14 protein-coding genes are annotated in these 14,039 nt (G+C 65.5%); 6 read left to right on the top strand and 8 right to left on the bottom strand.

Annotated elements, in window-relative coordinates:
* Window positions 1-70: 70 nt before the first annotated feature.
* The 6 genes from KSS95_RS02690 to KSS95_RS02715 form a co-directional block, all read right to left on the bottom strand.
* Window positions 71-466, bottom strand: coding sequence for a hypothetical protein (locus tag KSS95_RS02690; RefSeq protein WP_217851447.1), 396 nt, complete (start codon window positions 464-466; stop codon window positions 71-73).
* 98 nt (window positions 467-564) lie between these two features.
* Window positions 565-2,556, bottom strand: a complete 1,992-nt coding sequence (locus KSS95_RS02695) for a GGDEF domain-containing protein (protein WP_217851449.1) — start codon at window positions 2,554-2,556, stop codon at window positions 565-567.
* 96 nt (window positions 2,557-2,652) lie between these two features.
* Window positions 2,653-3,507, bottom strand: a complete 855-nt coding sequence (locus KSS95_RS02700; protein ID WP_217851451.1) for an endonuclease/exonuclease/phosphatase family protein — start codon at window positions 3,505-3,507, stop codon at window positions 2,653-2,655.
* Window positions 3,508-3,519: 12 nt separating this feature from the next.
* Window positions 3,520-4,155, bottom strand: coding sequence for a thiol:disulfide interchange protein DsbA (gene dsbA / locus KSS95_RS02705; protein ID WP_217851460.1), 636 nt, complete (start codon window positions 4,153-4,155; stop codon window positions 3,520-3,522).
* Between the two features lie 209 nt (window positions 4,156-4,364).
* On the bottom strand, window positions 4,365-4,982 hold the full coding sequence (locus tag KSS95_RS02710) for a c-type cytochrome (protein ID WP_217851462.1): 618 nt from the start codon (window positions 4,980-4,982) through the stop codon (window positions 4,365-4,367).
* 31 nt (window positions 4,983-5,013) lie between these two features.
* Window positions 5,014-5,316 carry a c-type cytochrome gene (locus tag KSS95_RS02715; RefSeq protein ID WP_217851464.1) on the bottom strand — a complete coding sequence of 101 codons (303 nt, stop codon included), beginning with the start codon at window positions 5,314-5,316 and terminating at the stop codon, window positions 5,014-5,016.
* Window positions 5,317-5,524: 208 nt separating this feature from the next.
* On the opposite strand from KSS95_RS02715, the gene yihA reads away from it, so the two are divergent.
* The gene (yihA, locus tag KSS95_RS02720) at window positions 5,525-6,154 is read left to right on the top strand and encodes a ribosome biogenesis GTP-binding protein YihA/YsxC (RefSeq protein WP_217851466.1); all 630 of its coding nucleotides are present in this window, start codon (window positions 5,525-5,527) and stop codon (window positions 6,152-6,154) included.
* A gap of 435 nt (window positions 6,155-6,589) precedes the next feature.
* Here the strand turns inward: yihA and polA are convergent, their stop codons facing one another.
* A complete protein-coding gene (polA, locus tag KSS95_RS02725) occupies window positions 6,590-9,337 on the bottom strand; it encodes a DNA polymerase I (protein WP_217851468.1) in 2,748 nt (915 codons plus the stop codon).
* A 74-nt stretch (window positions 9,338-9,411) separates the two neighbouring features.
* Here polA and KSS95_RS02730 point away from each other — a divergent pair, with 74 nt between their 5' ends.
* Window positions 9,412-9,702, top strand: coding sequence for a DUF2782 domain-containing protein (locus KSS95_RS02730; protein ID WP_134689048.1), 291 nt, complete (start codon window positions 9,412-9,414; stop codon window positions 9,700-9,702).
* Between the two features lie 67 nt (window positions 9,703-9,769).
* Window positions 9,770-10,720, top strand: a complete 951-nt coding sequence (locus tag KSS95_RS02735; protein ID WP_217851470.1) for a homoserine kinase — start codon at window positions 9,770-9,772, stop codon at window positions 10,718-10,720.
* Window positions 10,721-10,906: 186 nt separating this feature from the next.
* Here the strand turns inward: KSS95_RS02735 and KSS95_RS02740 are convergent, their stop codons facing one another.
* Entirely contained in the window at window positions 10,907-11,863 is a 957-nt protein-coding gene (locus KSS95_RS02740; RefSeq protein ID WP_217851472.1) for a zinc ABC transporter substrate-binding protein, read from the bottom strand.
* An 18-nt stretch (window positions 11,864-11,881) separates the two neighbouring features.
* Between KSS95_RS02740 and zur the strand changes: the two genes are divergently transcribed.
* From zur to znuB, 3 genes are read left to right on the top strand one after another with little or no spacing between them, the layout of a single operon-like run.
* The gene (zur, locus tag KSS95_RS02745; protein ID WP_217851474.1) at window positions 11,882-12,367 is read left to right on the top strand and encodes a zinc uptake transcriptional repressor Zur; all 486 of its coding nucleotides are present in this window, start codon (window positions 11,882-11,884) and stop codon (window positions 12,365-12,367) included.
* The gene (gene znuC / locus KSS95_RS02750) at window positions 12,364-13,137 is read left to right on the top strand and encodes a zinc ABC transporter ATP-binding protein ZnuC (RefSeq protein ID WP_217851476.1); all 774 of its coding nucleotides are present in this window, start codon (window positions 12,364-12,366) and stop codon (window positions 13,135-13,137) included. Before zur ends, znuC begins: the two co-directional genes overlap by 4 nt.
* Window positions 13,130-13,912: a zinc ABC transporter permease subunit ZnuB gene (gene znuB / locus KSS95_RS02755; RefSeq protein ID WP_217851477.1), complete on the top strand. Its 783-nt coding sequence runs from the start codon at window positions 13,130-13,132 to the stop codon at window positions 13,910-13,912. Before znuC ends, znuB begins: the two co-directional genes overlap by 8 nt.
* Window positions 13,913-14,039 lie beyond the last annotated feature (127 nt).

Raw genomic sequence — 14,039 nt, forward strand, 5'->3', positions numbered from 1 at the left:
CATCAAGTAGGCGGCAATAGCGCTACAGTATAACGTGCTCCACGCATCGGGTTACCAGGTTCGTCACGCCTCAGCGCACGCACAGCACCTGAAACTCCAGCGAGTTGTCGCCGCTGGCGCCGGGTACATCCACCAGTTGGGTCTGCACCGTCAGCTTGTCGGCCAGCGGCGTGCCGACCACCTTGGCCGCCCCATGCAGCTGGCGCTCGTAGCTGCTGGCGTCGAGCGGGGAGACCGAGCAGAAGCCTGGGGCCTGGCGCAGTTGGTCCTTGTCCAGGCTCAGCTTGTACTGGGTGAAGTAGTTGGCCTGGGGTTGCACCTGCACCTGGCTGATCCAGTGCGGCGACTGGCTCAAGATGCGGCCATCGGCGGCGATATGGGCGGTGAGGGCCACTTCGTGGGCCATGGCCGCCCCCTGGAAGATCAGGGCCAGCAGCACGGGCAGGCAGCAACGGGTCATGTTCATGTTCGACTCCTTGTGTCGATCGATTACGGGCAAGGCGCTGGGATTCCAGCGCAGGCCCGCAGTGTCGAGGACAGTGGCGTCGCCAGTGCGGTAACTATTTATGCCTGCTCGACCCGATTGCGGCCTTGGTCCTTGGCCCGGTACAGCGCCTCGTCCGCACGCTTGAGTACCTGGTCGCCACGTTCACCCGAGCGGAAGGCGCTCAGGCCGATGGAGGTGGTGATCACCACCCGCTCGCCCTTGAAATGGAACGGACAGGCCTCGATCGCCGCGCGCAAGGCTTCGGCCACCTGCGCCGCGGCCGGCGGCGTGGTCTGCGGCAGCAACAGGACGAATTCCTCGCCGCCGAAGCGGGCGATGAAATCGCGGCCACGCAGGCGCTTGCGCAACTGTTCGGCGACGATCTTCAGCACCTTGTCGCCAGCCAGGTGTCCGTAGCCATCGTTGATGCGCTTGAAGTGATCGAGGTCGAGGATGGCCATGGCCAGGTGGCCACCGTGCTCCTGCCAGTCGAGTACCTCGCGCTCGACCCGTTCGGACCAGGCGGCGCGATTGGGCAGGCCGGTCAGTGGGTCGATCATCGCCTTCTGCCGTTGTTCCTCAAGGTGCTCGCGGTAACCTTGGGCCTCTTGCTCCATGCTTGCCACCCGCTCGGCCAGGCCTTGCAGGCGACCCGCCAGCTCCTGTTCGCGGCGATCGCGCTCATGCTGGTGCTCGTCCATGGTCACCAGCAGGCCTTCGAGGCGATTCTCGAGGATGTGCTTGAGGCTATCGACATCGGCGGCGCCCTGCACGCTGTTTTGCAGGCCATCGACCTGCTCACGCAACTGGCTGTCCAGCTCGCGGGCGGCAGAGCTGTTGTCGGCATGGCCGGCGCTGGCTTCGTGCAAGTGGCTCTGGAAGCTCTCCAGGCGCCCGTTGAGCTCCTGCAGGTAAGCCTCGAACTCATGCTGGCCGCTGTCGGTGATCGCCAGCATGAGCACGGCCAGGTCATCCAGCACCGGAATCAACTCGTACCAGTTCAGGCCTCGCGAGACCCGCTCGCGCATCTGCAGGGCCTGGGCCTTGTGGCGCTCGGGCAGGCTGAGGTCGTCGAGCAGGCCGATCAGGGTCTGCTCGATATGCGCGGCGACCTGGCTGTAGGGCGGCTCGACGGCATCCGGCAGGGCGTAGGGGCCATCCTCGCCGAGGCTGTCCGCGGGCGCTTGCGCCTCATCCTCCAGCAGGCTTTCCGGCGCCGCGTCGGGGGGCAGGGGTTCAGGCTCGGCTTGGCTGGGCTCAGGCTCGGCCTCGATCGGCGCGGGGGGCGCCTGCACCTCAGGCTGTGGCGGGGGCTCGGCGGCCACCACCGGCGTGGCCTCGACCAGCGCCGGGCCTGGCAGCTCGGCCGCGGCAACCGGGGCCGTTGCCTCGGGGGCGGGCGCCGCCTGCGGGACTTGTGGCAGCGGGGCCAAGGCATGCAGCTCATCGGCATCCTGCGCCGCGGTAACTGGCGCCACGGGCGCAGGTTGCGCAGGCGGAGCCTCGCCAGCAACGGGCAGCGGCGCCAGATCGGCCGGCGCCTCGTCACGGCCACCGAACAGGCGCTGCAAGAAGCCGGGCCTGGCGTCTTCGTCCGGCCTTTGCACGGCATTCAGGGCACGCCCCTGCAAACCGCTGAGCTCGCCCAACAGCGGCGGTAGCTCGCGAGACTGGCTGACGCCACCGTCGAGCTTCTTGGCGAGTTTTTTCAAGGGGCGGGCGACTTCGCCCGGCAACGGCAGGCTCTGCAGTTGGCTGACCAGCGCCGTCAGCGCTTCGCTGACCTGGTTCATGCGCGTCTCGCGACGCTGCTCGGAGTCGAGCACGGCTTTTTCCAGGCGCGGAATCAGCCCGGCCAGCCCCGCGTCCATGTTGTCGCCACGGATGACCTCGCGCATTTCCTTCATGCACTGGTCAACCGTCTTGTCGCTACCCTCTGCCGCCAGGGTGCTGCGCACCAGGCCACGGCGCAGCAGGTCGAGGCGGGCTTCCCAGCGCCGCTCGAGCTTTTCCTGCTGCTCGATGCTCTTGAGGTATTTTTCTTTCCAGCGCTCGGCTTCTTCGGTCATGCCTGGTTCCGCAACGGGTGGTGGCATCTAGTCCTGCAATCACTGGATTTCGGCGGAAAAGCCCAACACTTGAGTGCAGGATTCACCCAGGCAGGGCTAACTCAGGACCGGCAGCGTATCCACAGTCAGGGCATCAGGCAATCGGATCTCGACGGCGACGGGCAGGTGATCGGAAATTGGCTGTGCCAGCACCTCAACGCGTTCCAGCGTAAGGCTCGGGCTGAGCAGGATGTGGTCAAGGCAGCGCTGGGGACGCCAGCTGGGAAAAGTGGCCTCGACCTGGGGCGCGACAAGCCCGAGATCACGCAAGGGCGAATGGTCGAGCAGGTCGTTGGCATGGGTGTTCATGTCACCCATGAGGATCTGGTGACGATAGCCACCTATCAGCTCGCGGATGTAGGCCAGCTGCCGGGCGCGCGTCTTGGAGCCGAGCGCCAGGTGCATCATCACCACGATCAGGGCGTCGGCACCTTCGCCGAAACGCACCAGGATCGCGCCTCGCCCAGACGGGCCAGGCAAGGGATGGTCTTCCAGGTGCTGGGGCTTGAGCCGGCTGAGCACGCCATTGCTGTGCTGGGCGAAACGCCCGAGGTTGCGGTTGAGCTGCTGGTACCAGTAGGGGAAGGCCCCCAGCTGGGCGAGATGCTCCACCTGGTTGACGAAGCCGGAGCGCAGGCTGCCGCCGTCGGCTTCCTGCAAGGCCACCAGGTCGAAGTCGCCGAGCAACTCGCCGATCTTCTGCAGGTTGCCGGCACGGCCGTTGTGCGGCAGCAGGTGTTGCCAGCTGCGGGTCACGTAGTGGCGGTAGCGCTCGGTGCTGATACCGACCTGGATATTGAAACTGAGCAGCCGCAGGCGACCATCGGCCGGCAGGCCAGTGGCCTGCAGGTGATGCTCGTTGACCTGCGGCTGGTGCAGGCCGACGCTTCGTGTGGAGCGAAAGCGGCCCATGGCAGTCGCCGCTTACTTAGCGGCGCGCTCCTTGGCGATCAGCTGGTCGGCGACGTTCAGCACGCCTTCCGGACCTTGGGCGGTACCCAGGTCGAAGCGATACTTGCCGTTGACCACCATGCTTGGGACGCCAGTGATCTCGTACTTCTTGGCCAGCTCTTTGGCCTGGTTGACCTGGCCCTTGATGGCGAAGGAATTGAAGGTGGCGAGGAACTTGTCCTTGTCCACGCCCTGGGTGGCCAGGAAGTCGGCCATGTCTTTCGGGTCGGTCAGGCGCATGCGCTTGTTCTGGATGGCATCGAACACGGCATTGTGCACGGCGTGCTCCACGCCCATGGCCTCGAGGGTCAGGAACATCTGGCCGTGGGCATCCCATGGGCCACCGAACATGGCGGGGACGCGCTTGAAGTTGACGTCCTTGGGCAGCTTGTCGACCCATGGATTGACGACCGGTTCGAAGTGGTAGCAGTGCGGGCAGCCGTACCAGAACAGCTCGACGACTTCGATCTTGCCTGGCACCGATACCGGCACCGGGTTGCTCAGCTCGATATATTCCTTGCCGGCAGTGGCAGGTTCCGCGGCCTGCACGGCGGCCATACCGAATACGCTGGCGGCGACCAGCGCAGCGCTGAGAATCAGTTTACGCATGCTTTACTCCTGAGCAGTCTTTGGTCGCCTCGACGCGACCTGAGTAGGACAGGTCGGGAAGGGCTCGAGTTCTGTAGTGTAACGGCTATGGACAGAAAAAAGGGCAGCCTGGGCTGCCCTTTTCATCTTTAGCGCCAGTGCATTAACCGAGCGTTAACGCCCCCCACATTGTGCGGGCGCCGGCCTTGCTGGCGAACCCGGCGCCGCGATCAGTGCAGGCCCTGGATGTAGCTGGACAGCGCTTCGATGTCCTTGTTGCTCAGTTTGCCGGCGATGGTGCGCATGGTCATGGCGTCGCCGTCGTTGGTGCGGTTGCCTTCGCGGAAGTCGGTCAGCTGCTTGCCAACGTACTGCGCGTGCTGGCCGCTCAGGTGCGGGAAGCCGGCCAGGGCGATACCTGCGCCGTTGGGCGAATGGCAACCGGTGCAAGCCGGCATGCCCTTCTCGAGGTCGCCGCCATTGAACAGTGCGCGGCCACGTTCGACCAGTTTCGGGTCGGCGGCGCCGACGCTGCCTTTCTGGCTGGCGAAGTAGGCGGCGATATCGGCCAGGTCCTGGTCGTTGAGGTTGGCCAGCATGCCGGTCATCTCCAGCACGGTACGCTTGCCGGACTTGATGTCGTGCAGTTGTTTTTCGAGGTAACGCTGGCCTTGGCCGGCGAGTTTCGGGAAGTTCGGCGCCAGGCTGTTGCCGTCGGGGTTGTGGCAGGCGCCACAGACGGCTGTCTTGGCCTGGCCGGCGGCGGCGTCGCCCTTGATAGGTTCTGCAGCAGTGGCCGCACCTGCGACACCCATGGTCAACAGCAGACTCACGACTAGTTTGTTCATCAGCTAATCCAACACGGCTAAGGGTGAAATGTTATGTATCGGGACTGCCGCTCATCCAAAGGATGACCAAACGGTAGTCCTCGGCACTGCAGTCCATGCACAATCCACGCGGCGGCATAGCCTTGAAACCCTGTGTAACATGTGTCACCAGTCGCTCCATGCCTTGCGCCAGCCTTGGCTCCCAGGCCGCCCGGTCACCCTGCTTGGGCGCCTGTGGCAGTTGTCCGGCGTGACAGGCCGCACAGGTGCGGTTGTACAACGCCTTGGGATCCTGTGTAGCCTGTGCGCTGTAAAACGGCAGGAACATACCGACAGCAAGCAGCCATATCGCCATGCGAAACGACCTGACAGGGTTGGGGGCCGCGCTGCGTTCTGTTGCGCGAGCTATTGTTCGACACCCCATGCTCACATTGCCTGCTTCAGGCGAATGAGCACACAAAAACTGGGGCATTATATACTTCCGCCAGCCAAACGGAAACGACACCGCTTGCCGGGCCTGGTCCTTCGACGCCAGTGCTGGGCAACACCACTTCGGAAATCCCATGCAAGTCAAGAACCCCATCCTCGGCCTGTGCCAGAAAGCCACATTCGCCCTCAGCGCTGCCAAGGTCGAACAATGCCCCCAAGACCAGGGTTACGAGGTGGCTTTCGCCGGCCGGTCCAACGCCGGTAAGTCCAGCGCCCTCAATACCCTGACCCACGCCAGCCTGGCGCGGACCTCGAAGACTCCGGGCCGCACCCAGCTGCTGAATTTCTTCAGTCTGGACGATGAACGGCGTTTGGTCGACCTGCCGGGCTACGGATATGCAAAAGTCCCGATCCCGCTCAAGCAGCACTGGCAGAAGCACCTGGAGGCCTACCTGGGCAGCCGCGAGTGCCTGCGCGGGGTGATCCTGATGATGGACACCCGCCACCCGATGACCGACTTCGACAAGATGATGCTCGACTGGGCCAGGGCCAGCGGCATGCCGATGCACATCCTGCTGACCAAGGCCGACAAGCTGACCCACGGCGCTGGCAAGAACACCCTGCTCAAGGTGCAGGCGGAAATTCGCAAGGGCTGGGGCGATGGCGTGACCATCCAGTTGTTCTCGGCGCCCAAGCGCCTGGGCCTGGAAGAAGCCTACCGGGTGCTGGCGAACTGGATGGAGCTGGAAGACAAGCCAGCCTGAGGCGACACCCGCCCTTGTAGGAGCGGCCTTGTGTCGCGATGGGCCGCGTAGCGACCCCAAAGACCACAGGCATGCAAGATTGCCGGGGCTGCTGCGCAGCCCTTTCGCGACGCGCCTACGCAAGGCTTGCGCAGGGCCTGGAGGTCAAATTTCAGGCAAAAAAAACCCCGGACTTCATATGGGGAGGGGGAAGTTCGGGGTTCAAGTCCGGACCGCTAGGGCGGGGTCCGGGTATCTGCCAACACTTAACACAACATAGGAGCATCGAAAGGCTTCACCAGCCATTCAGTACCTCTGAGTGGCGGTTCACCGGATTAGTTCCGGGCCCCTGGAAACTATTTGCGATAGTTTCATGAAACCCCGATCTAATGGCCTGCAGCCAGCACCGGATCCGCGACACTACGCCGCAGATCCTACACAGCTTTCACGCGCCGTTTAGTGAGCTTCGTCCCAATTCGCGCCAACGCCCACTTCCACCAGCAGCGGCACATCCAGTTGCGCGGCAGCGCTCATGTGACTGCGGATCTCAGCTTTCACCTGCTCGACCAGGTCCTCGCGTACTTCCAGCACCAGTTCGTCATGCACCTGCAGGATCACCCGTGCATCCAGCCCGCTGGCGCTCAGCCAGTTATCCACCGCCACCATGGCGCGCTTGATGATGTCTGCCGCGGTGCCCTGCATCGGCGCGTTGATCGCCGTACGCTCGGCGCCCTTGCGCAGGGACGGGTTCTTGGCGTTGATGTCCGGCAGGTACAGGCGGCGACCGAACAGGGTTTCGACGAAGCCTTGCTCGGCGGCCTGGGCGCGGGTGCGCTCCATGTACGCCAGCACGCCCGGGTAACGGGCGAAGTAGCGGTCGATGTAGTCCTGGGACTGCTTGCGATCGACGCCGATCTGCTTGGCCAGGCCGAACGCGCTCATGCCGTAGATCAGGCCGAAGTTGATCGCCTTGGCGCTGCGCCGCTGGTCGCTGGTCACCGCGTCCAGGGCCACGCCGAACACCTCGGCGGCGGTGGCGCGGTGCACGTCCAGGTCGTTGCGGAAGGCATGCAACAGGCCTTCGTCCTTGGCCAGGTGGGCCATGATGCGCAGCTCGATCTGCGAGTAGTCCGCCGCCAGCAGGGTGTAGCCGGGGCTGGCGACGAAGGCCTGGCGGATGCGCCGGCCTTCGGCGGTGCGGATCGGAATGTTCTGCAGGTTCGGGTCGCTGGACGACAGCCGGCCGGTGGCGGCCACGGCCTGCTGGTAGGAGGTATGGATACGCCCGGTGCGCGGGTTGATCTGCCCCGGCAACTTGTCGGTGTAGGTGCTCTTGAGCTTGCTCAGGCTGCGGTACTGCATCAGCACCCTGGGCAGCGGGTAGCCTTGCTCGGCCAGTTCATCCAGCACCGCCTCGGCGGTGGACGGCTGGCCCTTGGCGGTCTTGCTCAGCACCGGCATGCCCAGCTTGTCATAAAGAATCGCGCCAAGCTGCTTGGGCGAACCAAGGTTGAATGCCTCGCCGGCCAGCTCGAACGCCTCGCGCTCCAGCTCGACCAGCTTGGCCCCCAGCTCGCCGCTCTGCACGCCGAGCAGCGCGGCATCGACCAGCGCGCCCTGGCGCTCGATCTTGGCCAGCACCGGCACCAGCGGCATCTCGATGTCCATCAGCACCGGCAGCACGCTGGGGGTCTTGGCCAGGCGCGCCTGCAAGGCCTGGTGCAGGCGCAGGGTGATGTCGGCGTCCTCGGCGGCGTAGGGGCCGGCCTTGTCCAGGGCGATCTGGTTGAAAGTCAGCTGCTTGGCGCCCTTGCCGGCGATGTCCTCGAAGGCGATGGTGCTGTGGTCGAGGTACTTCTGCGCCAGGCTGTCCATGTCGTGACGGGTGGCGGTGGAGTCCAGCACGTAGGACTCGAGCATGGTGTCGTAGGCCACGCCGCGCAGGTGGATGGCCGGGCTGCCGTTGGCCAGGATGTTGATGTCGTACTTGGCGTTCTGGCCGACCTTGCCCTTGGCCGGGTCTTCCAGCAGCGGCTTGAGCGCCAGCAGCACTTGCTCGCGGTCCAGCTGGGCCGGGGCACCTTCGTAGTCATGGGCCAGCGGTACATAGGCCGCCTCATGCGGCGTTACCGCGAACGACAGGCCGACCAGTTGCGCCTGCTGGGCATCGAGGCCGGTGGTTTCGGTGTCGAAGGCAAACAATGGCGCCTGGCGCAGTTTTTCCAGCCAGGCGTCGAAGCGCGCCTGGTCGAGGATGGTTTCGTACTGCGGTTCGACCTTGACGGCGGGCGCCTCGGCCACCACGGCGGTGCCCCCGGCCTGGCTCGCCTCGCGCTGCACGTCGGCGACCCAGCTCTTGAACTCCATCTCGGTGTACAGCGCCAGCAGGGTTTCACGGTCTGGCGCGCCGCATACCAGCGCATCGACCTCGACGTCCAGCTCGACATCGCACTTGATGGTGGCCAGCTCGTAGGAAAGGAAAGCCGCGTCGCGGTGCTCCTCAAGCTTGGCGGCGAGGGTCTTGGCGCCTCGAATGGCCAGGCCCGGCACCTTGTCCAGGTTCTGGTACACATCGCGCAGGCCGCCGCCGATGCCGGTCAGCAGGCCGACCGCGGTCTTCTCGCCAACGCCCGGCACGCCTGGGATGTTGTCGACCTTGTCGCCCATCAGGGCGAGGAAATCGATGATGTGCTCGGGGCCGACGCCGAATTTCTCATGCACGCCCGCCACGTCCAGCACGCTGCCGGTCATGGTGTTGACCAGGGTGACATGGCCGTCCACCAACTGGGCCATGTCCTTGTCGCCGGTCGAGATGATCACCGGCCGGCCAGCCGCCGCGCTGCTGCGCGCCAGGGTGCCGATCACGTCGTCGGCCTCGACACCCTCGACGCACAGCAGCGGGTAGCCCAGGGCGCGTACGCTGGCATGCAGCGGCTCGACCTGCACCCGCAGGTCGTCGGGCATGCTCGGGCGGTTGGCCTTGTACTCGGCGAACATGGCGTCGCGGAAGGTCCCGCCCTTGGCGTCGAAGACCACCGCGAACAGGCTGTCGGGGTATTGCTTGCGCAGGCTCTTGAGCATGTTCAGCACGCCCTTGACCGCGCCGGTGGGCATGCCCTTGGAGGTGGTCAGCGGCGGCAGCGCGTGAAAGGCGCGGTAGAGGTAGGACGAACCGTCCACCAGGACGAGGGGCGCTTGGCTCATGAGGAGAATCAACCTTTTCGGCGGGTCCGGAGCTAGAATAGCCGGATCAATGACGACAAAAGGACTAGGTTATCATGCGCACACTCAATCGCCTGTTACTGCTCGGTCTGCTGGCCACCATGCCGGTCGTCACCCAGGCGGCGGACGAAGCCCCATCGGCCGATCCCGATGTAACCATTCGCACGGAAGGCGATAAAACCATCCAGGAATACCGGCAGAACGGCTTCCTGTATGCGATCAAGGTCACGCCGAAGGGCGGCAAACCTTATTTCCTGGTACGCGCCGATGGCACCGATGCCAATTTCATTCGCTCAGACCAGCCGGACATGCTGATTCCGTCCTGGAAAATCTTCGAGTGGAAGTAGGCTCGCGTACCGTTCATATCAACCAGGCACTTCCCGGCGGAGGTGCCCGCATGGGCAATTCTTCAACATGTCAGTCTTCACCCCTGTGTCCCGGCCTGAGCTGGAAACCTTTCTGGCGCCATACGAGCTGGGCCGCCTGCTCGACTTCCAGGGCATCGCCGCCGGTACCGAGAACAGCAATTTCTTCGTCAGCCTGGAAAAAGGGGAGTTCGTCCTTACACTGATCGAGCGCGGGCCGGCTGAAGACATGCCGTTCTTCATCGACCTGCTCGACGTGCTGCACGCTGCCGACATGCCTGTGCCCTACGCCGTGCGCGACCGCGACGGCCATGGCCTGCGCGAGCTGTGCGGCAAGCCGGCGCTGCTGCAACCGCGGTTGTCGGGCAAGCACGTCAAGGCCCCGAACAACCAGCACTGCGCCCAGGTCGGCGAGCTGCAGGCGCATATCCACCTGGCCACCCGCGAGCGCATCCTCGAGCGCCGCACCGACCGTGGCCTGGACTGGATGCTGGATTCGGGCGCCGAGCTGCTGCCGGGCCTGAGCGCGGCCCAGGCGGCGCTGCTGACCCCGGCACTGGAGGAGATCCGCGCGCACAAGGCGCAGATCCTTGCCTTGCCCAGGGCCAACCTGCACGCCGACCTGTTCCGCGACAACGTGATGTTCGAAGGCACCCACCTGACCGGGTTGATCGACTTCTACAACGCCTGCTCCGGGCCGATGCTGTATGACATCGCCATCACCGTGAACGACTGGTGCCTGAACGAAACGGATGGCATCGACCTGCCGCGCGCCCAGGCGCTGCTGGGCGCCTATGCGGCGCTACGGCCGTTCACGGCCGCCGAGGCCGAGCTGTGGCCAGTGATGCTGCGGGTGGCGTGCGTGCGCTTCTGGCTGTCGCGGCTGATCGCGGCGCAAGCGTTCGCCGGGATGGACGTGATGATCCACGACCCGAGCGAGTTCGAGATACGCCTGGCGCAGCGCCAGCAAGTGGCGTTGAAGCTGCCCTTCGCCTTGTAGAGCGCGCCTGCCTGCTCGCCGGCCAATGTGGATTTCCCGGCCGTCCCTACCCCTGTAGGAGCGGCCTTGTGTCGCGAAGGGCTGCGCAGCAGCCCCGACAGTCTTGCAGGAAGCCGAGACCCTGGGGCCGCTGCGCAGCCCATCGCGACACAAGGCCGCTCCTACAGGGTGCTACAAATAACGACCCTAGAGCTGTTCCAGGCAGCCAGCCAGGTCGCCGCCCAGCTTCTCCAGCAAGCGCTCATAGCCCTTGCCATCCACCGCATCGCTGCCGCCCAGCGCATCCAGCTCGGCCAGGCGTACCGGCAGCCCCGCCGTCAGGGTCTCGGCCAGGCGCGGGCGCAGCGGCGGCTCGCTGAACACGCAGGTCTTGCCCACGGCCTGCAGGCGCTGGCGCATGGCGGCCACGTGCTGCGCGCCCGGTTGCACCTCGGATGCCACGCTGAACACACCGGTGTGCTTCAGGCCATAGGCCGCCTCGAAGTAGTCGAACGCCTCGTGGAACACGAAGTAGGGCTTGCCGGCGATACCCGACACGCGCTGCTTGATGCGCAGGTCCAGGGCATCCAGGCGCTCGACGAACTGCTTGAGGTTGGCCTGGTAGCGCGGGGCATTGGCCGGGTCGGCCGCTGCCAGGTCGCCAGCCATCTGCGTGGCGATCACCCGGGCATTCAGCGACGACAGCCACAGGTGGGCATCGAGGCTGCCTGGACGGTGATCATGGTCGTGATCGTCGTGGTCGGCTTCTTCGTGGGAATGGCTGTCCTCGCCGAAGTGGCGCAGTTGCATGCCCGCCAACGACTGCACCGCCGTGGTCGGCTTGCGGCGGCCGGCCAGCACGCGGGGCAGGAAGCCCTCCATGTCCGGGCCGATCCAGTACAGCAGGTCGGCATCGGCGACCTTCCGCACGTCGGACGGACGCAGCGCGTAATGGTGCGGCGAAGCGCCCGGCGGCAGCAGCACGTCGGGGCTGCCGACACCGTCCTGCACGGCGGCGGCGATCTGTTGCAGGGGCTTGATGCTGGTCAGCAGGCGCACCTCGGCCTGGGCCGAGCACGCGATGAAAGCGACAAAGAAGGCAAGGAATCGGGACACGGTGGCTACTCGGGTCGTCAGAAACAGGTAACATAATAACGTCTCCATCCAGAACCGTCGCTGCCCATGTCCATCACGCCGCTGGCCCACCGTCCCCACGATCATTCCCATTGCGTGCACAGCGCGCTGGCCGAGGCCGACGCGCTGTGCAACCGTCAGGGCCTGCGCCTGACCGCCCTGCGCCGACGGGTGCTGGAACTGGTGTGGCAGAGCCACAAGCCACTGGGCGCCTACGACATCCTCGCCGTGCTCAGCGAACAGGACGGTCGCCGCGCCGCGCCGCCGACGGTGTACCGCGCCCTGGACTTCCTGCTCGACAACGGCCTGGTGCACCGCATCGCCTCGCTCAACGCCTTCATCGGCTGCAGCCACCCCGAGCACGCGCACCAGGGTCAGTTCCTGATCTGCCGCGCCTGCCACGTGGCCATCGAGCTGGAGCAGGACAGCATCAGCAACGCCATCGTCGACAGCGCCAAGGCCGTGGGCTTCGCCGTCGAGACCCAGACCGTCGAAGTAGTGGGCCTGTGCGGCAACTGCCGGGGCCAGGCATGAGCGACGCCCTGATCCGCCTCGAGCAGGTCGGCGTCAGCTTTGGCGGCGAGGCGGTGCTCGACAGCATCGACCTGTCGGTGGCTCCAGGCCAGATCGTCACCCTGATCGGCCCCAACGGCGCCGGCAAGACCACCCTGGTGCGCGCCGTGCTGGGCCTGCTCAAGCCGCACCGCGGCAAGGTCTGGCGCAAGCCCAGGCTGCGCATCGGCTACATGCCGCAAAAGATCCAGGTGGATGCCACGCTGCCGCTGTCGGTGCTGCGCTTTTTGCGCCTGGTGCCCGGGGTGGACCGCGCAGCTGCCTTGTCGGCATTGCAGGAGGTCGGCGCCGAGCAGGTAATCGACAGCCCGATCCAGAGCATTTCCGGCGGCGAGATGCAGCGCGTGCTGCTGGCCCGCGCACTGCTGCGCGAACCCGAGCTGCTGGTGCTGGACGAACCGGTACAGGGCGTCGACGTGGTCGGCCAGACCGAGCTGTACAACCTCATCACCCGCCTGCGCGACCGCCACGGCTGCGGCGTGCTGATGGTCAGTCACGACCTGCACCTGGTGATGAGCGCCACCGACCAGGTGGTCTGCCTCAACCGCCATGTGTGCTGCTCGGGCCACCCCGAGCAGGTCAGCAACGATCCGGCCTTCGTCGAGCTGTTCGGCCAGAACGCCCCGAGCCTGGCCGTCTACCACCACCATCACGATCACAGCCATGACCTGCACGGCTCGGTGATCGCCCCCGGCCCCCATGTCCACGGAGAGCACTGCAAGCATGGCTGATTTTCTTCTCTACGCCCTGCTTGCCGGTTTGTCCCTGGCCTTGGTCGCCGGCCCGCTGGGTTCGTTCGTGGTGTGGCGGCGCATGGCCTATTTCGGCGACACCTTGTCCCATGCCGCGCTGCTGGGCGTGGCACTGGGCTTCGCGCTGGACGTCAGCCCGGCGCTGGCGGTAACCGTCGGCTGCCTGTTGCTGGCGATCCTGCTGGTCACCCTGCAACAGCGCCAGCCGCTGGCCTCTGACACCCTGCTCGGCATCCTCGCCCCCAGCACCTTGTCACTGGGGCTGGTGGTGCTGAGCTTCATGCACGACGTGCGCATCGACCTGATGGCCTACCTGTTCGGCGACCTGCTGGCGATCAGCACCACCGACCTGGCCTGGATCCTTGGCGGCAGCGCGCTGGTGCTGATGCTGCTGACGGTGTTCTGGCGGCCGCTGCTGGCGGTGACCGTGCACGAGGAACTGGCCATGGTCGAAGGCCTGCCGGTGGCGGGCCTGCGCCTGGCGTTGATGCTGCTGATCGCGGTGGTGATCGCGGTGGCGATGAAGATCGTCGGCGTGTTGCTGATCACCTCGTTGCTGATCATTCCGGCCGCCGCGGCACAACGTCACGCCCGCTCGCCGGAGCAGATGGCCCTGGGCGCCAGCCTGCTGGGCGTCACCGCGGTGTGCGGCGGCCTGGCGCTATCGTGGTTCAAGGACACCCCGGCCGGGCCATCGATCGTGGTCTGCGCGGCAGTGCTATTCTTGCTGAGCCTGGCATTACCCAAACGCTGAAATATCTGGATGCGCGCAGGCGCATCCTGCAACCTTTTCAGCGGTTGCAGGTCTGTAGGACTTGTTTTCGAGCGTGCGCACCTGGGTGTAGACTTGCTCGCTTTTTGCGCAAATAGAGAGTCGCAGG

The sequence above is a fragment of the Pseudomonas muyukensis genome (assembly GCF_019139535.1).
GTDB lineage: Bacteria > Pseudomonadota > Gammaproteobacteria > Pseudomonadales > Pseudomonadaceae > Aquipseudomonas > Aquipseudomonas muyukensis.